We start from the raw sequence: 23,194 nt of genomic DNA on the forward strand, positions 1-23,194 counted from the left end.
GCTACTGCTCCGCTGCTCCTCGCCTACTCTTCGCCGGAGCGAAGGGCCAGCCAGAGTTCCATCCGGACGTCGGTGTCGTCCAGCGAGCGGCCCAGCAACTCCTCGACCCGCCGCATCCGGTAGCGCAGCGTGTGCCGGTGCACGCCCAGGTCGGCGGCGGCCGCGTCCCACTGGCCGTGTCTGGAGAGCCAGGCGCGCAGCGACGCCACCAGGTCGCCGCGGGCGGTCCGGTCGTGGTCCCGCAGCGGGCGCAGCAGCCCCTCCGCGAACGCCGTCACCGCGTCCTCGCCCAGCAGCGGCAGCAGCGAGCCGGCGCCCACCTCCTCGTGGTCCACCGCGCGGCGACCGCCGCGCAGCGCCACCGCGAGCGCCCGCTCGGCCTGCGCGTTCGCGGTGCCCGCCTCCTCCAGCGCGGCCGGCGCCGAGACCCCCAGCGACAGGCCCTCGTGCTCCTCCACCGCCCCCAGGCAGGCCCGGTGCACGGCACCGTTGTCCAGTGCCAGCACCATCAGCCGGGGCCCGTGCGTGCCGCCCTCCTCGCGCGCCACCAGCAGCTTCTCCCCCACCCGGGCGCCGGCCTGCTCGGCCCGGTCGCCCAGCTCGCCGAGCGCCTCCGTGGCGTCCACGCCCTGGCCGGCACCGGCCACCATGACCCGGACCGTCCCCTCCGGCAGACCGCCGAAGAGCCCGGCCGCCACCTGCCGGGCGGTCGCCACCTCACCCGCCAGCACCATCCGCAGCAGCGCCGCGCCCATCCGCTCCTCCGCCTGGCGCAGCTCGCGCGAGCGCTCCAGGGTGAGGGTCAGCAGCGCCACCGCCGCGTTCAGCACGTACCGCTCGGTCGGGGTGATCCTGTCCTCGGTGCCGACCGCGAGGAAGCCCCGGGCCCGGCGGTCCGCCCCCAGCGACTGGACCACCACGTAGTCCTCGTCCGCGGTGTCTATCCCCGGCGAACGCCCCTGCAGCGCGGCGCTCGACGGCGCCGGGCGCCGGCGCAGCCGGTCCACCTCGGCCGCCAGCCGGCCGGCCCGGCGGGCCGCCCAGTCCGGGGCCACCACCGAGAGCGCGCCCGAACCGTCGTACAGCGCCGCCCAGCCGCCCAGCCGCGCCGCCAGCCGGCGCACCACGGCCGTGGTGCCGTCCTTGCCGAGCGCCGCCCGGGTCAGCTCCTCCTGCGCCTCGAAGCTGGTGGTGACCGCCTCGTACTGCTCGGCGGCCAGGGCCGCCGACACGACCTTGCTGATCGCGATGAACGGCGTCGGCTCCGGCACCCGCAGCAGCGGCAGCCCGCGCTGGGCGGCCGCGTCCACCAGGGGCTGCGGCACCTCGGTGTGCGACAGGCCGACACCGAGGCCGAGCCCCACCACGCCCGCGTCGGCCAGCCGGTGCACGTACGCCTGCAACCCGGCCGCGGTGCGGCCCAGCTTGATCCCGGTGGTGAGCAGCAGCTCACCACCTTCGAGGAAGGGCGTCGGGTCGTCCAGCTCACTGGTGTGCACCCAGCGGACCGGCCGCTCCAGGTGGTCCGCACCGGCGAGGACCGTCAGATGGAGCGAGGTGTTGCGGACGACGGAGGCGAGTGTGGGAGGCATGGCACCTTCGGGGGACGACCTGACCGCGCCGTTGCGGCCGGGCGAGGAGAGGGCTGGGGAATCTGGTGGGGGTCTCTCCCCTCATTATGGACGCTCCGGACAACCGGCACTGCCGAATCCACCTCGGAGGCGAGCTTCAGCCCCGCAGGTCCACCAGCAGCGGCGGCACCTGCTCGCCCGAGACCACGGTCAGCGAGATCACCGCATGGCCCGCCGGCAACGCGTGCGCCAGGTCCGACGGCGACCAGCGCAACCGCTCCACGTCCCGGGTGGTCACCGACTCGGTCTGCGCCGTCGTCCCCGACAGCGCCTTGCGCCCCAGCCGCCCGGCCCGGCGGACCAGCCCGCCCGAGGTGTCCGGCGCGTGCGTCACCGCCGTCTCCCGGACCAGGTGCGTGCCCCAGGCCTCGGAGAACATCCGGCCGTCCCACGGCGCGATCCCCGGGAACACCATCCGGCAGCCGACCGCCCCGAACAGCGGCGCCCGCAGCGCCTCGGGCAGATCGACCAGGGTCCGCAGCAACAGCACGGCGCCGGCGTTGGCCGCGCGCAGCCGCTGCAGCCCCCGGACGATGTGCGCGTCCAACGCCGTCGACGCGTCGTCGACCACCAGGCCGGCGAAGAGCGAACGGTCCTCCCGGGCCGCCGCGGCCTGCACGAACTGGCCCACCAGCAGCCGCGACAGCATCCGCGCCGCCTCCGGGTGGCTGCGCTCGGGCAGCTTCACCCGCACCCGCAACGGGTGGTCCAGCACCCGCATCGCGAACGGCGGCCGGCCGGTACCGTCGGTCGCGAACGCCCCCTCGAAGGCCGGCCGGTCCAGCAGGGCCAGCCGGTCCGCCAGCAGCGCCCCCGGGTCGTCCGCCCGGCCGCGCTGGCGCTCCCGGTACTCCAGGTCCCGCTCGTACGCCGCCAGTCGGCCCGCCGCGCGCAGCGCCTTCACCAGCGCCTCCAGGGCCTCCGGCTCACCGCCGAGCAGCGCCCGCAGCTCGCGCACCGCCGGGTAGCGGCCGAACCCGGCGCGGAACGGGCCGACCACCTGCTGCAGCGCCGTCCGGGCGGTCTCCGCCCGGGCCGTCAGCTCGTCCGGCAGCAGCGCCTCGGCCAGCCGGGCAGCCGCCTCGTCCGGATCCTGCACCGCCCCGTAGAGGTCCAGCCCGTACGCCGAGCCCCGGTCCCCCGGCGCGATCACCACGTCGTACCAGGCGTCCGGCCCCAGCTCCGCGTCGGCCGCGCCGATCACCACCGCGCACGCCGTACCGGCCAGCGCCTGGAGGCAGAGCGCCTCGGCGACCGGCCGGGCCAACCGCGCGGTCTTCCCGGTGCCCGCCGGGCCGACCGCCAGCAACGAGGTGCCCAGCAGCGACGGGTCCAGCGCGAAACCGGCCGCCCGGTGCGTCAACGGGTTCTTCGGCACGTCCTGCGCCGTGCCCAGCCGCACCTGGCCCAGCAGCAGATCGTGCTGCTCCTCCCGCCCGGCCAGCTCGCGCGCCTCGGAGGGGTGGGCGAACGCCGCCGCGCCCCGGGCGGCCACCTGCTCGACGAAGGCCGGCACGAACACCGGGTCGGCCTGGGCCGACTCCCAGGCCCGCTGGATCCGCACGTAGTCGACGTCCCCGACGGGCTCGCCGTCCAGCCGTCCCGCCGCCGCGGCCGCCCCGCCGAGCCGCAGGGCCGCCCACGGGTCACGCGCCCACTCGGCCTGCGCCGCCACGCCCTCCTCGGCGGGCTCCTCCGTGGTCACCGTGCGCGCCATCAACGGCGCCACGTACCGCCGCCACACCTCCGGCCAGCGGCCCATCCGGCCGAACACCTTGATCACGACAGCGAGCACGAGCACGTTGAGAGTCAGAATGACCGACACGGCCACGAAGGCGGACTGGGTCGGAAGCACACCAATCAGCGTCGTCGCGTACTTGGCGAGTTCGACCCCGTACACATAGGCCAGCCACCCCACCACCGCGTTCAACCCCGCTCTCAGCAGCAGGGGCCAGGTCGGGACCTTGGCGTCGTCCGCCCGGTCGGGGTCGACCTGGTCGTAGCCCTGCCGGTAGACGCCCGGGGCGGCGTCGGGGCGGGGGGCGGCGACCCAGGCGGCGAGGTCGAAGGGCGGGGGTGCCGCGGGGCGGCCGGGACGTTGGTGCGGCATGGGTGTCGCAGGTGCGGCAGCGGTCCGCTCGCCGTGGCCCCGTGCCCCGTCCAGTCCCATGTACGGCCCCGCTCCCTCGCCCGCCCGGCCCGACCACCGTCGGTCCCGCCATACCCATGCCGCCGCACCGGCGACACGCCCGCGCTCAATGTAGTGGAGCGTGGGCTGCCGGTAGTCGCACTCCCTGCGCTGGCCGCCCCGGACAAGTCGGACGGCCCAGTGCTACCGAGTGGCGCATGCCCGCCCGGGGAGGGCCGCCGTAGCCTGCGAAGCACCGAGCCGAGAAGTCTGGAGAAACCCATGAGCGCCGCAACGCCGCTCCCGCAGGAGCGCCGCCTGGTCACCGCGATCCCCGGTCCGAAGTCGCAGGAGCTGCAGGCCCGCAAGCTGGGTGCGGTGGCGGCCGGCGTCGGCACCACCCTGCCGGTGTACGTGTCCCGTGCCAACGGGGGCGTGCTGGAGGACGTGGACGGCAACTCGCTGATCGACTTCGGCTCCGGCATCGCCGTGACCAACGTCGGCAACAGCGCCGAGGCCGTGGTGGCCAAGGCGACCGAGCAGCTGGCCGCCTTCACCCACACCTGCTTCATGGTGACCCCGTACGAGGGCTACGTGGCCGTGGCCGAGCAGCTGAACGAGCTGACCCCGGGCGACCACGACAAGCGCACCGCGCTGTTCAACTCGGGCGCCGAGGCGGTCGAGAACGCGGTGAAGATCGCCCGCGCCTACACCAAGCGCACCGCCGTCGTGGTGTTCGACCACGGGTACCACGGCCGCACCAACCTCACCATGGGCCTGACGGCGAAGAACATGCCGTACAAGCAGGGCTTCGGTCCGTTCGCGCCGGAGATCTACCGGGTGCCGGTGGCCTACCCGTACCGCTGGCTGACCGGCGCGGAGAACTGCGCCGCCGAGGCCGCCGCCCAGGCGATCGACATCATCAACAAGCAGATCGGCGCCGAGAACGTCGCCGCGATCATCATCGAGCCCGTCCAGGGCGAGGGCGGCTTCATCGAGCCCGCCAAGGGCTTCATGCCGGCGATCGTGGAGTACGCCAAGGCCAACGGCATCGTCTTCGTGGCCGACGAGATCCAGACCGGCTTCTGCCGCACCGGCCAGTGGTTCGCCTGTGACGACGAGGGCATCGTCCCGGACCTGATCACCACCGCGAAGGGCATCGCCGGCGGTCTGCCGCTGGCCGCGGTGACCGGTCGCGCCGAGATCATGGACGCCGCGCACGCCGGCGGCCTGGGCGGCACCTACGGCGGCAACCCGGTGGCCTGCGCGGCCGCGCTGGGCGCCATCGAGACCATGAAGGAGCAGGACCTCAACGGCAAGGCGCAGCGGATCGGCGAGATCATGCTCGGCCGTCTGCGGGCCCTGCAGGAGAAGTTCGCCCACCACGACTCGGTGCGGATCGGCGAGGTCCGCGGCCGCGGCGCGATGATCGCCGTGGAGCTGGTGAAGCCGGGTGGCAAGGAGCCGAACGCGGAGGCCACCGCGGCCATCGCCAAGGCGTGCCACGCCGAGGGCCTGGTGGTCCTGACCGCCGGCACCTACGGCAACGTGCTGCGCTTCCTGCCGCCGCTGGTCATGCCGGAGCACCTGCTGAACGAGGGCCTGGACATCCTGGAGAACGCCTTCGCCACCGTCTGAGCGGCGGCGCCCCCACCGGGCCGCCCGTGACCGGGTGGCACCGACCCGCCGGAGGGATTCCGGACAGCATCGAACGGCCCGTGCGGACACCTCGTCCGCACGGGCCGTTCGGTCGCTCCGGGCGGTTTCGTCCTGGTGTGCGGGGCGGGCCGCCGCACCGCCCACCAGGGGTGAAGATGCTGTGCTGAATCGCTGAAGCTCCTCAGTGCGCCGCGGCCGTTGACGTAGTGTCATGACAGATGGACAGCGAGCCCCAGCCATTGGCGGACCCGTCCGCGGCACCGCCCCCACCGGCGGATCCGCAGGTCGCCCGCGAGGACAACCAGGCCGACCCGCAAGGGCCGGCGCACACCGAAGGCCGATCGACCGACCGTCCGACCCATACCCCCCGGGGCGCGCGGAACGGCGATCATCAGAGCCGCCCCGGAGCTCTCCCCCCTGCTCCGGGGCGGCCACTTCGCGTTCAGGAGCGCCTGGCGGGCCCGGCCGGGTCGGCGGCCCTTCCGGTGGCGCTGGCCACCGTGCTGGTGCTGATCTCCTGGCAGGTGGCCGTCGACGGACCGCTGCTCGGACTGGACCGCTGGGTCCGGCACGGCGTCCGGGAGACCCGGCACGACCTCCACAGCACGCTGCTCAACCATCTCGGCGAGGCCCTGTCGGACCTCGGCGGCTCCGTCCCGGCGATCCCGGTCCTGCTGGCCGCCGGGGCATTGGCGGCCTGGCGGTCCCGCCGGGCCGGGGCGGCGCGCCCGTGGCTGCCGGCGCTGATCGCGGTGCTGACGGCCGGGCTGATCCCACTGCTGGTCGTCCCGGCGAAGGCCGCGTTCGCCCGGCCGGGGCCGTTCGGGATGCCCCTGGCGCCGGACCAGTGGGGCTGGTACCCGTCCGGCCACACGGCGACCGCGACCCTCTCCTACGGGGTGGCCGCGTTCCTGCTGGCCCGCACCACCGGCGCCCGCGCTCGGCGCCGCCTGTACGCGGCCGCCGCCCTGCTCGCGGCCGGCGTCGGCCTCGGACTGGTGTGGAGCGACTACCACTGGCTGCTGGACGTGGTGGCCGGCTGGTGCCTCGGCGGGCTGGTGCTCCGGGCGCTCGCCGAGCTGCCACCGGCCCGGAACGGCCGCGACTCCCGGCGCCACCCCTAGCTGATCGATTCCGAGGGATCGCCTGCGCGTATGGGAGGAGGGAGTCCACCGTCACTGTGTGAAGACAGAGTTGGACTCCCTCGCGACCGCACTCGATGGGATGACCGACGACCTGCTGAAGGAGTCGCCGCAGTTCAGGCGTGCCCCAAGATGGCAATTCCCGGCCACTTCCAGGCGGCCGGGACAGTGACTTTTCGGCGACGCACGGGATTCGGGGTGCACCGGGCCAGCTGGGCAGGTCCCCTCGGCTCACGGTCGGCGGCCGTCCTCGCTCCCCATGCCGCAACTGATGGATGATCAGACCGCATCGGTGGGGGTCGGCCGGGCGACCTGGAGGCGGTAGTCCACGGAGGTGGAGAAGGTGCCCGACTCGCCCCGAAGGCTCAGCTCGTGGCTGCCGGGGGCGAGGGGGTCCAGCCGGACCCAGAGGCCGCAGGACCAGGTATTGAGGGGGCCGGCCGTGGTGGTGAACGGGTTGCCCTTCCGCGGGTTCATCCGGATCGGGGTGGAACCGAGCTCCTCGGGGGTCAGGGAGCGTCCGTCCAGGGTGGCGCTTCCCTTGGCGGCGTTCATGAACTCCAGGCAGTCCGCGGACTCGCCGAACAGGTTCACCAGCGGGAAAACGACCGGCACCCCGACGGGGACGGTGCAGGTGCGGGTGGCCGCGCCGCCGGTGGTACCGGCGAGGAACCAGATGCCGTCCTCCTGGCCCTGGCCGCACAGGTGGCCATCCTGATCGAGGACCGGGTTGCGGTCCTCCGCGGTGGCGGTGGCCCAGTTCCACCAGCGGGACTGCAGCTCCGGCGAGGTGAGGCTCTGTACAGCGAGCGGGGTGCTCGGTTCGGGCGAGGGCTCGTCCGAGGCCGGGGGTGCGGGCTGCGCGGTCCTGTCGGCTGCCGGGGCGGAGGTGCAGGCCGTGGTGAGGGCCAGGGCACCGACGAGCAGGCCGGCCAGTCGTCTTGCAAGCATGATCGGAAACCTTACGACATGGTGTGCGACCCGCGACGAGCCGGCGTCCGGCACCTGCTCCCCCGCCGACCGCATCCCCGTTGTCGAAGCGCTCCCGGACGCCGTCCGCAGAGCAGACGTCCGCCCGGCCCCTGCCCGGCGCCGGGTCAGCCCGACGGCTCGGCCGTGAGTGCCCGCTACCGAGAACACGCCTCAGGAGGACGGATTCTTCCCGAACCTGGATGCGCACCTCGCTCGTGAGCTGAAGGCGTCGAGCCGTTCGCCCTGGCAGCTCCTGGACGGGGCCGACTGGGACCTGACCACCCACCGCCTCCTGTGCGCCGGCCCCGTGGGCGGCGTCAGCTGCTTCGTGGCGACCTGGTCACTCTGAAGCGCCGACCTCAGTAAAGCCCCGGGCTCCGGCCACCGTTGATCGCCAATGGGTACGAACGCACTGTCGAACACGGTGGCCGCAGGTCAGACCGTCAACTTGCCCCCGGCGCTGGCGCCGGCGGTGCCGAAAGGCAGCCCAGGCGTCGGATGGGGAATCAAGAGAGCGGCTTCGCCCAGCGCCTGAGCGGGGCTTGGTCAACCTCCAGGACCGTCACCACCCCTGGAATCAATCATCTAGCCCTCGGTGGGCTCGGCGGGCTCGTCGTTGCGCTGGACGAGGCCGGGCTCGCCGTTGTCGCGCTGCCAGCTGACGACCAGCTCGTCGCGGGCGCCGAAGCGGACCAGGTGACGGCCGACCACGTCCTCCAGGCCCGGCAGGTTCTCGGTCTCGCCCTCGACGGTGAGCAGCAGGGCGTCGGGGGCGGCCTCCAGCGTGGCGGTGCCGCGGCCGAAGGTCAGGGTGCCGCGACCGGTCTCCTCCGACCAGTCGGCTTCGATCTTGCGCCCCATGTGGGCGGCGAGCTGCTTGGCGTAGCGGGCGGACCGGTCGGTGGCGACGCGGGCTTCGGAACGGGGCACGGGCCCTCCAGAATCACGGGAGGGAACTTAGGTTGCCCTCACTCGGAACCAAGCTAACCCAGATAGTGAGCCAGACTCAACAACTTTACGGAGCCCTCGTCCGTGGCGCGTCCTGCCCTGCTCCCGCCCCCGGACCGGCCTATACCCTTGGTCGACACCTGCCGAGGAGAGCCCCCATGACCACCACGCCGACCGACGACGCGGGGAGCTCCTCCACCGGCCCCGGCACCGCCCGGGACGGCGCCGCGGCCCCGGACGTCACCGTCGCGCCGGACGGCACCGCAGTGCAGGACATCGCGGCCCAGGACGCCGCAGCGCAGGACACCACCGCCGAGCTCGCCGACGCGATGACCAGGGCGATCAAGCGGATCCGCCGCCTCACCAGCGAGCGCCTGGAGCCCTTCGGCATCACCCCCGGTCAGGGCCGCGCCCTGCGCACCCTCGCGCACGCCCCCGGCTGCGAGCTGCCGGACCGCGCCATGCGCCTGGGCGATCTGGCGGAGCGGCTGCACATCGCCCCCCGTTCGGCCACCACCGTGGTGGACGCGCTGGAGGAGGCGGGCCTGGTCGAGCGCACCCCGGACCCGGCCGACCGGCGCGCCGTCCGGATCGTGCTGACGACGGCCGGCCGGTCGGCGGTGGAGCGGATCGGGCAGGTCCGGCACGAGGTGGCGCAGGAGTACTTCGGCCCGATCAACCCGGCCGACCAGGACGCCCTGCTGCGAGCACTGCGCTCCGCCGAGAGCGCGTACGCGGCCACCATGCCGCCGCGCCGGACAGCGCCCCCGGGCGCAGCGCGGTGATCCCGATCCCGGCGATCACCAGCAGCGCCGCGCAGCCGGCCACCGGGCCGATCCGCTCACCGAGCAGCAGCCAGGCGGAGGACATCCCGAACACCGGGACCAGCAGCGAGTAGGGCGCGACCGTGGTGGCGTCGTAGCTGCGCAGCAGGAAGCTCCAGGCGACGAAGCCGAACAGGGTGGAGACCAGTCCGACGTACCCGATCGCGCCCAGTCCGGCCGGGGTGAGGTCGCGCAGGGCCCGCAGGTCGGCGGCCGGGCCCTCGACCAGCAGCGAGAGCCCGAGCAGCGGCAGCGGCGGGACGGCGCTGACCCAGACCATCCAGCGCAGCGCGTCGCGCGGGGCGGCCTTGCGGGTCAGCACGTTGGACAGCCCCCAGGCGACGGCGGCGAGGACGACCAGGACGAAGGCCCCGACCGGGCCGCCGACGCCGTGGTCGACGGCGCTCAGTCCGATGCCGGCGAGCGCGATCCCGAGGCCGGCCAGGCGCTGCGGGCCGGGCCGCTCGCCCAGCAGGACGGCGGCGAACAGTGCAGTGAAGACCGCCTGGCCCTGCAGGACCAGCGAGGAGAGCCCGGCCGGCATCCCGGCGTGCATGCCGAGGAAGAGCAGTCCGAACTTGACCACCCCCAGCACCAGGCCGACCCCGAGGACCCACCGCCACGCCACGCGCGGCGGGCCGACGAAGAAGACCGCCGGGACGGCGACCACCGCGAAGCGCAGGGCGCAGAAGAGCAGCGGCGGGAAGTTCTCCAGGCCGACGTGGATCAGGACGAAGTTGAGGCCCCAGACGGCGGCGACCAGGACGGCCAGCGCGATGTGACGCGGTCTCATGCTGCCGCCGGGGGCGGCCGGTGTTGCGGTCATGGGTCGAGGATGGCCGCCACCGACCGTGTAGCACCAGCGATGAATTCTGAAGGGCGGGCTTTAGCATTGCTGCATGATGGATCTGGGACGCCTGCGGGCGCTGCACGCGGTGGCCGTGCACGGTTCGGTGGGCGGGGCGGCGGCCTCGCTCGGCTTCACGCCGTCGGCGGTCTCGCAGCAGATCGCCAAACTGGAGCGCGAGACCCGGACGGTGCTGCTGGAGCGTCAGGGCCGGGGCGTGGTGCTGACCGACGCCGCGCGCGAGCTGGCCGTCACCGCGCAGGCGGTGCTGGGCCTGGTGGAACAGGCCCAGGTGCGGCTGGAGGAGCAGCGCGGCCGGGCGGTCGGGCGGCTCCTGGTGGCCGCCTTCGCCACCGGCGCGCGCGGACTGATGCCGGGCGCGCTCGCCGACCTGCGCGAGCGCTGCCCCGACCTGGACGTCCGGCTGCTGGAGAGCGACCCGTACCCGGCGGCCGAGCTGGTGGCCCGGGGCGAGGTGGACCTGGCGCTGGTCCAGGACTGGCCGACCGTGCCGCTGCCGGTGCAGGAGGGCCTGGTCCGGCTGGACTTCGGCCCGGATCCGGTGGACCTGCTGCTGCCCGCCGCGCACCCGCTGGCCGGGGAGGCCGTGGTCCCGGTGGAGCGGCTCCGCGGGCAGTGCTGGATCAGCGTGCCGCCTGGCAACATCTGCCACGACTGGCTGGTCCGCACGCTGCGCGAGGTCGGCGAGGAGCCCGACGTGCGATACCAGGTCGGCGAGTTCGAGACCCAGATCGCGCTGATCGCGGCGGGTCTGGGGATGGGGCTGGTGCCGCGGCTCGGCCGGGGCGCCCTGCCGCCGGGGGTGGTCGCCCGGCCGGTCGTGCCGGAGCCGGCCCGGCGGGTGTTCGCGCTCTGGCGCGCCCAGGCCTCCCGGCGACCGGCGATCACCGAGGCGCTGGCCGCGATGCGGGACCGGTGGGCCGCCCTGGCGGCGTGAGCGCGGGCCCGGCCCGGGTGAGGGGCCGCCCCGGCCGGGTGTGCGGCCGCCGGGGCTGCCCGGGTCCGGCCGTTCAGCCGGCGAACCCGATCACCAGCCACATGAAGCCCACCCCGAGGATGGTGCAGAGCAGGGTGGCGCGCGAGGGGTGCGGGCTGTGCGCCTCGGGGAGGATGTCGGAGGTCGCCAGGTAGAGCAGGAAGCCCGCGAAGAACCCGAGGTAGAGGCCGAGCAGTTGCTCGGGGATGGTGAACAGCAGGGTGATCGCGGCGCCGGTCACCGGTGCCAGGGCGTCGGCCGCGAGCAGGGTCAGCGCCCGTCGGCGGTCGTTCCCGTACAGCCGGGTGATCGTGTAGGTGTTGAAGCCGTCGGCGAAGTCGTGGGCCACCACGGCGACGGCGACCACCGTCCCGACGGTGGTCCCGGCCTGGAAGGCCGCGCCGATCGCGAAGCCGTCCATCACGCTGTGGCCGACCAGGGCGAGCGCCGCGGTCAGCCCGATCCCCGGCGCGGACGTTCCCTCGGCGACCGCCGGTTGGGCGTGCGCATGGGTGTGGACGTGCTGGTGGCCGTGGGTGTGCGCGGCGTACTCGCCCTCGTGGCCGCGGTGGATGGCGACCGCCCGCTCGACGACGTGGATCGCCAGGAACCCGGCCGCGAACATCAGCAGCGCCTGCGGCACGCCGTGGATCTCCCCGGGCGCCTGGTGCAGCGCCTCCGGCAGCAGGTCGAAGGCCACCACCCCGAGCATCAGCCCGGCGGCGAACCCGAGCACCAGATGGCGCCGGTCACCGGTGCGCTGGGCGACGTAGCCACCGATGAGCGTCATCAGGAAAGCGCCGGCGGCGACCAGGATCGCGGTCATCCCACCTCCCCCGTACCGGAGACCCTACGCATCCCCTCGCCTCCCCCGTGTCCTGAGCGTCCCGGGCAACCCCTCGGGCGTCCCGGGCGTCCCGTGCCCCGGTGGGACGCCCCGGACCGGGCACGCCCCGGTGCCGGTGCCCCCAGCCTCGCCCGGTGCCCGGGGCGCCGCCCGCCGGGCGGTCCGTGAGGGTGAGCCGCGAGAGCACCCGGGCACCCGTCGGGCTCGCGGCCCGGCCGACCCGTTCAGTGACCGGAGGCGAGCGGTAGCCCGAGGTGGGCGCGGGCGAGCTCCCGCACGCCGTCGCCGTCGACCAGATGGATGTGCTGGTGCCCGTCCTCGCCGGTGAGGTCGAGCGCCTCGTCGGTGAACCGGCCGGTGGTCAGCCGCAGACCGCGCTCGGCGGACTCCTCGCGGACGGCCTCCGCCAAGGTCCTGATCTCCTCCTCGCCCACCGCCCCGGACCCGCGGGAGGCCCAGACCACCCAGCGCCCGGGCAGCGCGCTGCCCGCCGCCCCCTCCCCGGTGGCGACCAGGCCCGCCGGGCCGCGCAGTCGTACGCTCCACTGCTCCAGCCCGCCGCGGGTGAGCAGTTCGCGGACCAGGTGGGCGAACTCGTTCGCCGAGAGGTCCGGCGCGGACGGCACGGTGGCGCCCGCCAGGGCGGCCGGTTCGACGCCCGCCCTGGCGTAGGGGTCCGGGGTCACGGCGGCGCCGAGCTGGCGCAGCCGGACCAGTGCCTCGTCCTGTTCGGCGTCCGCGTAGACGCCCTCGCCGTCGTGCTCCTCGTAGGGGGCGGCCGCCGGCAGCAGCCTGGTCCGGGCGAGGGCGTCGCGGTCGGCGTCCACGCTCACCAGGCAGAGCGGCTCCGCTCCGGCGGACTCGCGCAGCCAGCCGTTCAGCACCACCCCGGCCAGTATCTCGTCGGTGTCGACGGCATCGGCGGCCTGCAGCGCGCGCAGGGCCAGCCGGGCGACCAGCCGCAGGTAGTCGGTGGCCCGGTCGGCCGGCGGGCGCGGCACCGGGAGTATCTCGCCGTCCGGGGCGAGCCGGTACCCGGTCAGCGACGGCACCAGGTCGAGGGACGGCAGGTCGAGGTCGAGCACGGCGGTGCGGGTGAGCGGGCGGAAGACCGCCCGGCAGGGTGCGGGTACGTCCTGGGTGGCCGTCTCGGCGGCCGCCAGCGCCCGCTCCAGCAGGGACTCGACCGCGGCCGGCTCGGCCAGCCGGTACGCCCGCCGGCACTCCTCCAGGGTCTCGTTGTACTCGCGGACCGCGCGGGCCCTGGCCTGCTCGGCCTGCTCGTGGACCCGCCGCGACTCGTCCTCGGCCGGGCGGTCGGCCCCGGCCCGCCGGGTGCGCCACTCCCGGAGGGCACGCTGGTGGGTGAGCCGGGCCTGGGCCAGCTGGCGCTGGAAGCCGGAGTCCAGCAGTCGCCGGGTCGGCGGCTCGTCGGGGTCGGCCCCGGCCGGCCGCTCGGGCGCGTAGTCCTCCCAGCGCGGTTCGGCGTCGGCCTCGTCGCCGCCCGGGCCGGTGGCCGCGTAGGGCCTCGGCTCGTAGTGGCGGAGCTGGCTCTCGAAGTCCATCGCCGAGACGGGCAGCGCGGCCCGCCGCAGGAGGTCCGCGAGCCGCTCGTGCTCGGCCCGGACGGTGACGGACCGGTGGTGGGTCAGCGCGGCGGCCCGGGTGTGCGCGGCGACCGCCTCGTCCGCGCCCTCCGGGCCGGTCAGGCCGTCCGCGCCGGTCAGACCGTCCGGGCCGCCATGACCGCCGGCCGCCCGGTCGGCCGGGCCCGGCGAGCCGGGTGGCCCGTCGGGCCCGTACGGACCATCAGGCCCGTCAGGCCCGGACGATCCGTCGGGTCCTTCCGGACCGTCCGGACCGCTGACGCCGAGGTCGCGGAAGACCGAGGCCAGGAAGCCGGGTTGGGGGGCCATCACGGCGCCGTCGGGCTGGCCGTCTGCTGAGTGCTGCATCGGTCGCGGTTCCCCCATGCTCGTCCGGCGCCTGCCCGGGGCGGCCGGCGAGCCTACGGGCCGCCCCTGCCGGACATTGTCCACCGAACGGGCGCACCGGTCAGCCAAGCCTCTCAGTTGGTCCGGGTGTTGGTCAGGTGCAGGCCGATGTAGCCGACATAGATCCGGCCACTGCCCGAACAGTCGTCGAGGTAGTGCAGCCGCGGGGCCGTCCGCCCCCCGCCGATCCGCAGGTGCGCGCCCATGAACGCCCGCCGGGAGGCGTCCACGCACTCCGGTACCGGAAGTATCCGCTCGCGCTTCCACTTGGTGTGGCTGAAGACCGTCCGCGACTCCCCGCGCACCGCCTTGCGGGGCGGGAAGCGGTGGCGGCCGGCCGGGGTGTGCTCGCACCACTGCTTGAAGTCGCCGCCCGCCTCGCCGCGCACCGCCGCCTCGGCGTACTCCTGCAGGGACGTCAGACCGCCCCAGGTGAGCCGGGCCCAGCCGGCCCCGGCGCACCGCAGGTCGTCCAGGGCGAGCGCGCTCTTCTGGTCCCCGGTGAAGGTGAGCAGCGGGAACTCGTCCAACCGGGCCATCAGTTCGGTGAAGCTGTCCGGCACCGCCGGGAACCCGGGAGCGCCCGGTGAGCCCGGTGAGCCCGGTCTGCTGGCCGCCCCGGGCGCGGCCGGGCGGCGCCCCGCCGAACCCGGGCCGGCGCAGAGCCGACCGGCCGGCCCCCGGGACTGGACGCCGCGACGCGGCCCGGTGACCGACCCGCCCGGCGGCTCGTCGGCCGCCGACGGCACCCGGCGGCCCCGGCGGCGCTCCCGGCGCAGGCTGTGCCGCACCCGCTCCAGCTCGTCGGCCCTCGCCTGCTGCTCGGCGTGGTCCTGCTGCTCCTCGTGGGCGAGCGCCGCCCGCTCGGCCCGGGCGGTGGCGTCCTCCGGGCCGGTTCCCGGGCGGGCCGCGGTCGCGGGCACCCGCAGCACCGGGACGGCGGCCAGCGGTGCCGGCAGCGGCAGCTCGGCGGCGAGCCGGCGCGGTTCGCGGGCCAGCAGCCCGGCCGCCCGGCGCAGGTCCTCCTCGATCCGGTGGCGGGCCAGCACCGGATGCCGCGCACCGTCCGACCGGGAGGCCGGATCGACCTCGGGCTGATAGGTGCGCACCGCCCCGCCGTAGACGGTGTGGTACTCCAGTGCGACGTTGAACTCGGTACGGGCGCCCGGATCCAGGACGTAGGCGGTGGCGAGGCCGGGGAGTTGGCGGCAGAGCGGGCGGACGACGTCCTCCACCCAGCTGTCGAGGTCGTGGTTGACCGGAACGCTCGCCACCACGACGGGCAGCCGGCGCTCCGGATCGCAGAGCGCGTCGATCAGACCGTCGACCTCGGCGGCGGTCAGCACCCTCGGCGCCGACTGGACGGCGGCCGGGCCGTCGGTGGCGTCCAGCAGCGGCAGCAGGCTGCGGGCGAGTTCGGGCACCGGCACCCGGCACGGCGTCCGTACCCCGGTGCCGGTGGTGTGCGTCTCGGCCTCCAGCCGGACCCAGGTGCGGCCGTCGCCGCCGGTCGCCGTGGTCAGCGTGAGTTGGTGGGTGCCGTGCGGGGCCGGGGTGCGCAGCCGGCGGCGGTCGTAGCGCCCGGCCCCCGGGCCGCCCCGCAGGGGGCCGCCGTCGCGGTCGAGCATGACCCGGTCGCCCAGGCGCAGGCGTTCGGCGGGGACTTCGGCGGCCTCGGCGGCGACGGACCGGTGGGCGGCCGGCGGGGGCTCCTCACAGCCTTCGTGTTTCAGCCAGGCGGCGAGGCGCTGGTCCGCCAGGGCCACGGCGTCGGCGTGCGGGAGCGCGGTGGTGACGGTCATCCGATAGGGCGTCGCGAGGCCCCTGGGGCCGGGCAGACCGGCGCGGGCGGGCGACGAGGAACGGTCTGAGGTCATGCGCATACCTCCGTGGTGCGGTGGTGGGGTCTGTCGTCCTCCATCGATGGGGGTGTGTTCGTCCGGTTCTTGCCGGATCCTTGCCCAGGAAACGCCACAGCCCGGAGCGGAAGTTCCAACTCCGGGCCACGTCAATACGTTCGAGTGAATCTGCTCAAGCCGACCGCCGGACCGGACCGGCTTCTGCTGCGGCCGGGCTCAGCCCTCCGCGCGGCCCGCGCCGCTGCGGCTCCACTCCGGTTCGGCGACCGGCACCGCCAGCGGGCAGCCATCCGGGGCGTCGTAGTCGGCGATCAGCACCACGGGGACGGTCCCGTGGTTGCGGCCGACGTGGACGTGGACCGGCCCCGCCTCCTCGACCAGCGACTCGCCCGCCCGGCTGACCTCGACCCGGCCGTCGTGCAGGGTCCGGGTCAGCGTCCCCGACAGCACCACCACGTCGACCCGGCCCGGGTGGTAGTGCCAGCCGGTACTGGCGCCCGGGGGCAGGGTGATGGTCTGGACGAGGGACATCTCGGTTCGGCCTCCTGGTCGGCGATCCGCCCAGGCTAGGCAGGGTGCGGGAGGACGGGAACCCGGCCGGACCCGATCTGGCCGAAAGTCTGTCCGACCCCCGGCCCGGTCGCCCCGCGAACGCCCGCCCGAGCGTCACCCCGCGCCGCGGGGAACCGGCTCAGACCGGCACCTCGACATACGTCCGACCCGCCGCCACCGCCACCGCGGTACCGCCGGTCGCCTCGGCCAGCCAGGTGCGGAATCCGGCCACCTCCGGCTCCGGCACCCCGACCTCGATCCGCACCCCGGCCGCCTCGTACGCGAGGTCGCTCACCGTGTAGCCGGCCGCCCGCAGGTCGTTCTCGACCCGCCCGGCCCGGGTGTGGTCCGCCGCGACCGCGAGCAGCGCCACCGGCCGCCGTTCCAGCAGCCCGACCGCGTCCACCGCCTCCGACACCGCGCTCCCGTAGGCCCGGACCAGGCCGCCCGCCCCGAGCTTGATCCCGCCGAAGTACCTGGTCACCACGGCCGCGGTGTCGGTCAGCCCGCGCCGGCGCAGCACCTCCAGCATCGGCACCCCGGCCGTACCGCCGGGCTCCCCGTCGTCGCTGGAGCGCTCGCGCCGCTGCTCGTCGCCGACCACGAAGGCGGTGCAGTTGTGCCGCGCGTCCCAGTACTGCTTGCGGATGCCCGCGATGAACGCCTGCGCCTCGTCCTCGTCGGTGACCCGGGCGAGGTGGCAGATGAAGCGGGACTTCTTGATCTCGATCTCGTGGCTGCCCGCGTGCCGGATGGTCAGGTACTGCCTCGGGGTCGGCTCCGGCGTGGCGGACATGGTGCGGCGGTTCTCCCGGAAGACGGCGAAGGCTGGCGGCGGCCCCACGTGGTTCCGGGGCGCCACCGCCAGCCTAGGCCCTGCCCGTCCGGTCACCGGTCCGGGCCGGAGAGCGCCGGGTCGGAGCGGGGACGACTCGGGGCGGCGACGACTCGGAGCGGGGCCGGGAGGGCTCAGCGGCCGGCCAGCGCGTCCAGCCGGGCGCGGTCCAGCCCGGTGAGCGAGAGGACCTCGGCGAGGTCGACCGCCCCGCAGTCCAGCCCGCGCAGCAGGTAGCCGCTGAGCGCCCGGGCGGTCGCCGGCTCGTCCATCACGTCGCCGCCGGTCTTGGCGACGTACGCCGCCAGCCGGGCGGCGGCGGCCGCCAGGCCCTCGCGGTAGAAGGAGTACACCGCGACGTAACGGGTCGGCAGGTGCGCCGGGTGCATGTCCCAGCCCTGGTAGTAGGCACGGGCCAACGAGCGGCGGACCAGGTCGTGGTGGAGCTTCCAGGCGGCGTGCACCTGCTCGGTGGACCCGGTCGGGATGACGTTGGTCGACCCGTCGGAGAGCCGGACCCCGGTACCGGCGGCGGCCACCTGCATCACCGCCTTGGCGTGGTCGGCGGCCGGGTGGTCCATGCTCTGGTAGGCGGCGCCGACCCCGCAGGCGGCGCTGTAGTCGAAGGTCCCGTAGTGCAGACCGGTGGCCCGCCCCTCGGCGGCCTCGATCATCCGGGCGACGGTGGCCCGGCCGTCGGGGCCGAGGATCGCCTGGGTGGTCTCGATCTGGATCTCGAAGCCGATCCGGCCGGCCGGCAGCCCCGCCGAGCGCTCGAAGTCCGCCAGCAGCCGGACCAGCGCGGTGACCTGCTCGGCGTAGGTCACCTTGGGCAGCGTGAGCACCAGCCCCTCGGGCAGGCCGCCGGAGGCCAGCAGGGTGGTCAGGAACAGCTCCAGGGTGCGGATGCCGCGCTCGCGGACGGCCGCCTCCATGCACTTGATCCGGATGCCGACGTACGGCGGGGCGCTGCCGTCCGCCACGGCGGCCGCGATCAGCTCGGCGGTCCGGACGGCGGCCGCGTCCTCCTCGGCATCGGGCCGGGGGCCGTAGCCGTCCTCGAAGTCGATCCGCAGGTCCTCGACCGGCTCCCGCTCCAGCTTGGCGCGGACCCGGGCGTGCACGTCGGCGAGCAGCGCGCCGTCGGCCACGCCGAGCGCGCCGGCCAGGGCCGCCGGGGTACCGGCGTGCGTGTCGAACGCCTCCAGCGCCTGTCGGCCCCAGTCGCGGACGGTGTCGGCGCCGAAGGCGTCGGCCGGGACGTAGACGGTGTGCACCGGCTGCCGGCTGCCGGAGTCGCCCGGGTATCGGCGGGCCAGGTCGGCGTCGACCGGGGCGAGCAGCGCCTCCACGGCGGCACGCGCCGCTCCGGAGAACGAGGCTCCGCCCGCCGGACCGGTACCGTCCACCTCGACCTGCGACATCCGTACTCCTCCGTGCCGAACCAGCGCTTCAACAGTTTGTTGAGGCGAAGGTAGCCCCGCCGGGGTCGGGCGTCAATGGCCGACCGAGCGGCGGACGGGCGGGCGGGCGGCAGGCGGCTCCGGCTCCTGGGCGGGTCGGCCGGTCAGTCCCTCCCGGCGGCGGCGTAGCGGTCGCGCAGCTCGGGGAAGAGCTCGGCGACGTCCTTGTGGTGCACCGAGCCGTCCGGCCGGGTGCCGGTCACGCCGTACTCCTTGGTCAGCCAGTCCGCGAGGCGCTGCGGACTGGGCTCCTTCTCGAAGGTGTCGATGTAGCTGACCAGCGCCGTGTAGCAGAGCTCGGGGTCGAGCCGCGACGGCGCCGGGCGGGAGGCGGAGTCGTACGGGCGGCCGGAGCCCTCGGCCGCGTCCGGCTCCGGGGCGAAGCCCTCCTCCTGCGGGTAGTCGGCCTCGCGGACGTACGCGGCGTCCTGCGCGTAGCCGGGCTCCACCGGGAGGTCCGCGTAGCCGACGCCGTCCGGACCGGTGTGGACCTCGGACTGCGCGACGGCCTGGGGGGCCGCCGCTCCGCCGGGACGGGCGGCCGGGCGCGCCGCCGGCTGCGGCTCGGGCTGGGCGGCGGACGGCCGCGGCGGCTTGAACCACGGCGAGGCCTGGCCCGGCACCCGGCCGCCCGGGGAGCCGTCGCCCTGCGGCCCGGTGGTCCGCACCGGGCGCTCGGTCCAGACGTTCAGCTCCTCCCCGGGCTGCGGCGGCGCCTGCTCCTCCTCGGCGGCCGGCTCCTGCGAGGCCCGCAGCCGCACCGCGGCCAGCTTGGCCAGCATCGGCGCGGCCACCTCCGCGGGCACCGGCGCCACGGCGGGCGCCGCCGCCTCGGACCGGACCTGCTCCACCTGGAGGCCCTCGGGCCGGGCGTTCTCCGGCCGGGCGTTCGCGGGCTGTGCCTGCGCGAGCGGCTGCGCCTGCGGCTCGGTGCCGGCGGCAGCGGCCACCGGGATGGCGGCGGCCGGCGTCCGGCTCTCCCGGAGTTCGGTGGCCGTGCGGGACTCCTCGTCCAGCCGGTCGAGCAGCGCCGGGTCCAGTGGCACCCCGTACTTGGCCAGCTTCAACGGCAACAGCGCCTGGATCGGCGCCGAGCGGCGCCAGCCGCGCCCGTACCGGAAGCGCAGCTGCGCCCGGTAGACCAGCCGGTTCTGCTCCAGCCGGACGACCTCGTCGTAGGAGCGCAGCTCCCAGAGCTTCATCCGCCGCCAGAGCCGGAAGGTCGGCACCGGGGAGAGCAGCCAGCGCATCAGCCGGACGGACTCCATGTGCCGGTCGGCCGTGATGGCGGCGATCCGGCCGACCGCGTGCCGGGAGGCCTCGACGACGACCACGAACAGCACCGGGATGACGGCGTGCATGCCCATCCCGAGCGGGTCGCCCCAGGAGGCGGCCGCGTTGAACGCGATGGTGGCGACGGTCAGCAGCCAGGCGGTCTGCCGCAGCAGCGGGAAGGGTATGCGGAGCCAGGTCAGGACGAGGTCCAGCGCGAGCAGCACGACGATGCCGGCGTCGACACCGATCGGGAAGGCGTAGGAGAAGGCGCCGAAGCCCTTCTCGGACGCCAGCTCCCGCACCGCGTTGTACGAACCCGCGAAGCCGATGCCCGAGATCAGGCAGGCCCCGGCGGCGACCAGCCCGAGCAGGCTGCGGTGAGCCTTGGTGAGCGGAGGGCGTGCCATAACGTCTATCAACCCCTGGGTGTCGGCTGCGGCCGTGCGCTGCCTCGGCGCCGGTTCCCGGTGGTCGGGGCGCCGGACGACCGAGCAGCCGCCGGGCTCGGCCCACCGGAGTTTACTCGCACAGCTGTTTCAGCTTCCTCGCAGCCCGGGGTGGAACCGGCCCCGGCGGACACCGGGCGCGGGCCCCGTGTCGACCGGGTGTCGGCCGCGTGCCGATCGGGTGCCGACCGGCCGGGCGGGGCGTCAGGCCGGCCGCGCCGCCGTCCCGTTGAGATAGGCGAGGACGGCCTGGACCCGGCGGTTGGCGTCGTCGGCGGGGGCCAGACCGAGCTTGGTGAAGATGTTGGCGATGTGCTTCGCCACCGCGCCGTCGCTCACCACCAGCCGGGCCGCGATCGCCGAGTTGGAGCAGCCCTCCGCCATCAGCTCCAGCACCTCCCGCTCGCGCGGTGAGAGGTGGTGGAGCGCGCCCGGCCGGCGGGAGGTGCGCTGCACCAGCTTGGCGATCACGTCCGGGTCCATCGCGGTGCCGCCGGCCGCCACCCGGCGGACCGCGTCGATGAACTGGTCGGCGTTGAAGACCCGGTCCTTCAACAGGTAGCCGACCCCACCGGTGCCGTCCGCCAGCAGCTCCCGCGCGTACAACTGCTGCACGTGCTGCGAGACCACCAGCACCGGCAGGCCCGGGATCTCCCGGCGCGCCTGGAGCGCGGCCTGCAGGCCCTCGTCGGTCAGCGTCGGCGGCAGCCGGACGTCGACCACGGCGACGTCCGGCCGGTGCGTCAGCAGCGCGTCCAGCAGTTCGGGGCCGGTCTCGACCGCCGCCGCGATGGTGAAGCCGTGCGCTTCCAGCAGCCGGATCAGGCCTTCGCGAAGGAGGTAGAGGTCCTCGGCGAGGACAACTCGCACGGCAGCTCCAAGGTGATGGTGGTCGGACCGCCCGACGTGCTGTCGATGGCCAGGACACCGTCGAAGGTACCCAATCGCCGCTCGATCCCGCGCAGGCCGGTGCCCCGGCTGGGATCCGCCACACCGACGCCGTCGTCCGTCACCGTGACCCGCAGGTTGCCGGCCCGGTAGAGGATGTCCACCCAGACCTGCTCCGCGCCCGAGTGCTTGGCCGCGTTGGCCAGCAGCTCGCAGATGCTGAAGTAGACGGCGGCCTCGACCGGCGCCGGCAGCCGGTCCGGGAGGCTCACGCACACCTCGGTCGGCAGGGCGCTGTCCAGCGCCAGCAACTGCACCGCGTCGCCCAGTCCGCGCTCGGCGAGGACCGGCGGGTGGATGCCGCGCACGAGGTCGCGCAGCTCCTGGAGCGCCCGGGCCGAGGACTGCCGGGCCTCGGAGAGGAGTTCGCGGGCGGCCACCGGGTCGGTCTCCAGCAGGTGTTCGATCGTGCCGAGGGTCATCCCGATCGCGACCAGCCGTGCCTGGGCACCGTCGTGCAGGTCCCGCTCGATCCGGCGCAGTTCGGCCGCCTGGTTGCCGACCGCGTCCGCCCGGGTCTCCGTCAGCTGGGCGACCCGCTTGGTCAGCTGGGCGTGCGAGGCGCGGCCGTCCTGGTCCAGCACGCGCCGGGCCAGTTCCACGTAGCCCCGCACCGCGTACGGCGCCAGCACGACGCCGAGCGCCATCAGCAGCAGCCCCAGGACGACCGAGACCAGCGGGGAGGCGCCGGCCGGATCGATCGGCCCGTACTCCCGGTATTCCACCGGAGCGGTCACCGCGTAGCCCGCTCCGCCCACCAGCAGACCGGCCACCGGCAGGGCGAGTGCGGCCGCGGCCGCCGGGCTGATCACCAGCCAGGCGATCTCCGACCGGGTGGCCCGGTCCCGGGCGGCCCAGTGCAGCAGGTGGGCGAGCTTCGCGACGCCGTGGGAGCGGTGGTACGAGTACCCCGTCCACCAGTGGCCGCGCTCGTCCCGCTCCAGCGCCGGCCGGGGGGCGTACTCGACCGGCAGCCGGATCCCGTACCAGCGGGCGAGTTGACCGCGCGTCCGGTTCGCGACCCGGCGCACCAGCAGGCCGGCGGTGGCCGCGCCCGCGAGGGCCGCCGCGAGCAGGGTGAACACGGTGCCCAGGTCATAGGGGTCCAGCATCGAGTTCACCGCACCACCGGCGAAGGACGCCGCCAGGATCGGCAGGGCGACGGTGGGTACCGCCCCCAGCGCCACCAGCGCCAGCCGCACCAGACCGCGGCCGCCCGCCAGGAAGGCCGCCTCCGTCTGAGCGCGTACGCCCGCGCCGCTCGTTCGGTTCGCTGCTGTCACGGATGCTCCTGGGGCCGGTACCGGTCGTCGTCCACCCAGTGTCGCCGGGTGGCAAGGGGCGGGGCACTGGCTGTCGCACCCCGATTCCGGGGTGGACCTAGCACCACCCCCGGAGCGGCACTCCGTCCCGCCGGGCCGGTCGATCCCCGGCGAACCGCAGCCACCCACCGCGAATGGCGCCGGAGAATGCACCTGGAAACGCAAAGAACCCCCCGATCCGTACGGATCGGGGGGTTCTTTGGAATGATTGTTCGGCGGCGTCCTACTCTCCCACAGGGTCCCCCCTGCAGTACCATCGGCGCTGTGAGGCTTAGCTTCCGGGTTCGGAATGTAACCGGGCGTTTCCCTCACGCTATGACCACCGAAACACTATGAAACTGTCAACCGCACCCACGACAGGCCATGTCATGGGGGTCGTTGTTTCAGAACAACACAGTGGACGCGAGCAACTGAGGACAAGCCCTCGGCCTATTAGTACCGGTCAACTCCACCCCTTACGAGGCTTCCATATCCGGCCTATCAACCCAGTCGTCTACTGGGAGCC

Annotated in this window: 18 protein-coding genes and 2 rRNA genes; 4 read left to right on the forward strand and 16 right to left on the reverse strand. The window is 74.8% G+C overall.

Annotation, left to right across the window (positions count from 1 at the left end):
- Nucleotides 1-23: 23 nt before the first annotated feature.
- Together ABT263_RS05945 and ABT263_RS05950 are read right to left on the reverse strand one after the other, a co-directional pair.
- Nucleotides 24-1,592, reverse strand: a complete 1,569-nt coding sequence (locus tag ABT263_RS05945) for a PucR family transcriptional regulator (RefSeq protein ID WP_329487724.1) — start codon at nt 1,590-1,592, stop codon at nt 24-26.
- 136 nt (nt 1,593-1,728) lie between these two features.
- Nucleotides 1,729-3,741, reverse strand: a complete 2,013-nt coding sequence (locus tag ABT263_RS05950) for an ATP-binding protein (RefSeq protein ID WP_352288026.1) — start codon at nt 3,739-3,741, stop codon at nt 1,729-1,731.
- Between the two features lie 300 nt (nt 3,742-4,041).
- On the opposite strand from ABT263_RS05950, the gene gabT reads away from it, so the two are divergent.
- Nucleotides 4,042-5,397 carry a 4-aminobutyrate--2-oxoglutarate transaminase gene (gabT, locus tag ABT263_RS05955; protein ID WP_352288028.1) on the forward strand — a complete coding sequence of 452 codons (1,356 nt, stop codon included), beginning with the start codon at nt 4,042-4,044 and terminating at the stop codon, nt 5,395-5,397.
- Nucleotides 5,398-5,903: 506 nt separating this feature from the next.
- Nucleotides 5,904-6,542 (forward strand): phosphatase PAP2 family protein, encoded by a 639-nt coding sequence (locus tag ABT263_RS05960; protein WP_352288030.1) that lies wholly within the window; start codon nt 5,904-5,906, stop codon nt 6,540-6,542.
- Nucleotides 6,543-6,839: 297 nt separating this feature from the next.
- On the opposite strand, the gene ABT263_RS05965 is transcribed toward ABT263_RS05960, so the two are convergent.
- Nucleotides 6,840-7,511 (reverse strand): signal protein, encoded by a 672-nt coding sequence (locus ABT263_RS05965; RefSeq protein WP_352288032.1) that lies wholly within the window; start codon nt 7,509-7,511, stop codon nt 6,840-6,842.
- A gap of 606 nt (nt 7,512-8,117) precedes the next feature.
- Nucleotides 8,118-8,462 (reverse strand): DUF2218 domain-containing protein, encoded by a 345-nt coding sequence (locus tag ABT263_RS05970; protein ID WP_352288034.1) that lies wholly within the window; start codon nt 8,460-8,462, stop codon nt 8,118-8,120.
- A gap of 176 nt (nt 8,463-8,638) precedes the next feature.
- Between ABT263_RS05970 and ABT263_RS05975 the strand changes: the two genes are divergently transcribed.
- Nucleotides 8,639-9,265: a MarR family winged helix-turn-helix transcriptional regulator gene (locus ABT263_RS05975; RefSeq protein ID WP_352288036.1), complete on the forward strand. Its 627-nt coding sequence runs from the start codon at nt 8,639-8,641 to the stop codon at nt 9,263-9,265.
- Here the strand turns inward: ABT263_RS05975 and ABT263_RS05980 are convergent.
- Entirely contained in the window at nt 9,156-10,097 is a 942-nt protein-coding gene (locus ABT263_RS05980) for an EamA family transporter (protein ID WP_352288072.1), read from the reverse strand. The two genes, ABT263_RS05975 and ABT263_RS05980, sit on opposite strands and share 110 nt — an antisense overlap.
- Before the next feature lie 106 nt (nt 10,098-10,203).
- Here ABT263_RS05980 and ABT263_RS05985 point away from each other — a divergent pair, with 106 nt between their 5' ends.
- Nucleotides 10,204-11,109, forward strand: a complete 906-nt coding sequence (locus tag ABT263_RS05985; protein WP_352288039.1) for a LysR family transcriptional regulator — start codon at nt 10,204-10,206, stop codon at nt 11,107-11,109.
- 73 nt (nt 11,110-11,182) lie between these two features.
- Here ABT263_RS05985 and ABT263_RS05990 read toward each other — a convergent pair whose 3' ends face one another.
- From ABT263_RS05990 to ABT263_RS06040, 11 genes are all read right to left on the reverse strand, one after another.
- A complete protein-coding gene (locus tag ABT263_RS05990) occupies nt 11,183-11,974 on the reverse strand; it encodes a ZIP family metal transporter (RefSeq protein ID WP_352288042.1) in 792 nt (263 codons plus the stop codon).
- A gap of 245 nt (nt 11,975-12,219) precedes the next feature.
- The gene (locus ABT263_RS05995) at nt 12,220-13,950 is read right to left on the reverse strand and encodes a restriction endonuclease (RefSeq protein WP_352288044.1); all 1,731 of its coding nucleotides are present in this window, start codon (nt 13,948-13,950) and stop codon (nt 12,220-12,222) included.
- 113 nt (nt 13,951-14,063) lie between these two features.
- Nucleotides 14,064-15,866, reverse strand: coding sequence for a hypothetical protein (locus tag ABT263_RS06000; protein WP_352288047.1), 1,803 nt, complete (start codon nt 15,864-15,866; stop codon nt 14,064-14,066).
- Between the two features lie 198 nt (nt 15,867-16,064).
- The gene (locus tag ABT263_RS06005) at nt 16,065-16,379 is read right to left on the reverse strand and encodes a cupin domain-containing protein (RefSeq protein ID WP_352288050.1); all 315 of its coding nucleotides are present in this window, start codon (nt 16,377-16,379) and stop codon (nt 16,065-16,067) included.
- Nucleotides 16,380-16,539: 160 nt separating this feature from the next.
- Complete coding sequence (locus ABT263_RS06010; protein WP_352288052.1) at nt 16,540-17,196, reverse strand: YigZ family protein; 657 nt, start codon at nt 17,194-17,196, stop codon at nt 16,540-16,542.
- Nucleotides 17,197-17,369: 173 nt separating this feature from the next.
- Nucleotides 17,370-18,659: a DUF6986 family protein gene (locus ABT263_RS06015; protein ID WP_352288054.1), complete on the reverse strand. Its 1,290-nt coding sequence runs from the start codon at nt 18,657-18,659 to the stop codon at nt 17,370-17,372.
- 143 nt (nt 18,660-18,802) lie between these two features.
- On the reverse strand, nt 18,803-20,380 hold the full coding sequence (locus ABT263_RS06020) for a DUF2637 domain-containing protein (RefSeq protein WP_352288057.1): 1,578 nt from the start codon (nt 20,378-20,380) through the stop codon (nt 18,803-18,805).
- Nucleotides 20,381-20,623: 243 nt separating this feature from the next.
- On the reverse strand, nt 20,624-21,289 hold the full coding sequence (locus ABT263_RS06025; protein WP_352288059.1) for a response regulator transcription factor: 666 nt from the start codon (nt 21,287-21,289) through the stop codon (nt 20,624-20,626).
- The gene (locus ABT263_RS06030; RefSeq protein WP_352288061.1) at nt 21,241-22,650 is read right to left on the reverse strand and encodes a sensor histidine kinase; all 1,410 of its coding nucleotides are present in this window, start codon (nt 22,648-22,650) and stop codon (nt 21,241-21,243) included. The genes ABT263_RS06025 and ABT263_RS06030 overlap by 49 nt, the downstream gene beginning before the upstream one ends.
- 249 nt (nt 22,651-22,899) lie before the next feature.
- A 5S ribosomal RNA gene (gene rrf / locus ABT263_RS06035) occupies nt 22,900-23,016 on the reverse strand.
- An 85-nt stretch (nt 23,017-23,101) separates the two neighbouring features.
- Nucleotides 23,102-23,194, reverse strand: a 23S ribosomal RNA gene (locus ABT263_RS06040); the annotation flags it as partial.

This window comes from Kitasatospora sp. NPDC001603 (genome assembly GCF_040298365.1).
In the GTDB taxonomy this organism is placed as follows: Bacteria; Actinomycetota; Actinomycetes; order Streptomycetales; family Streptomycetaceae; genus Kitasatospora.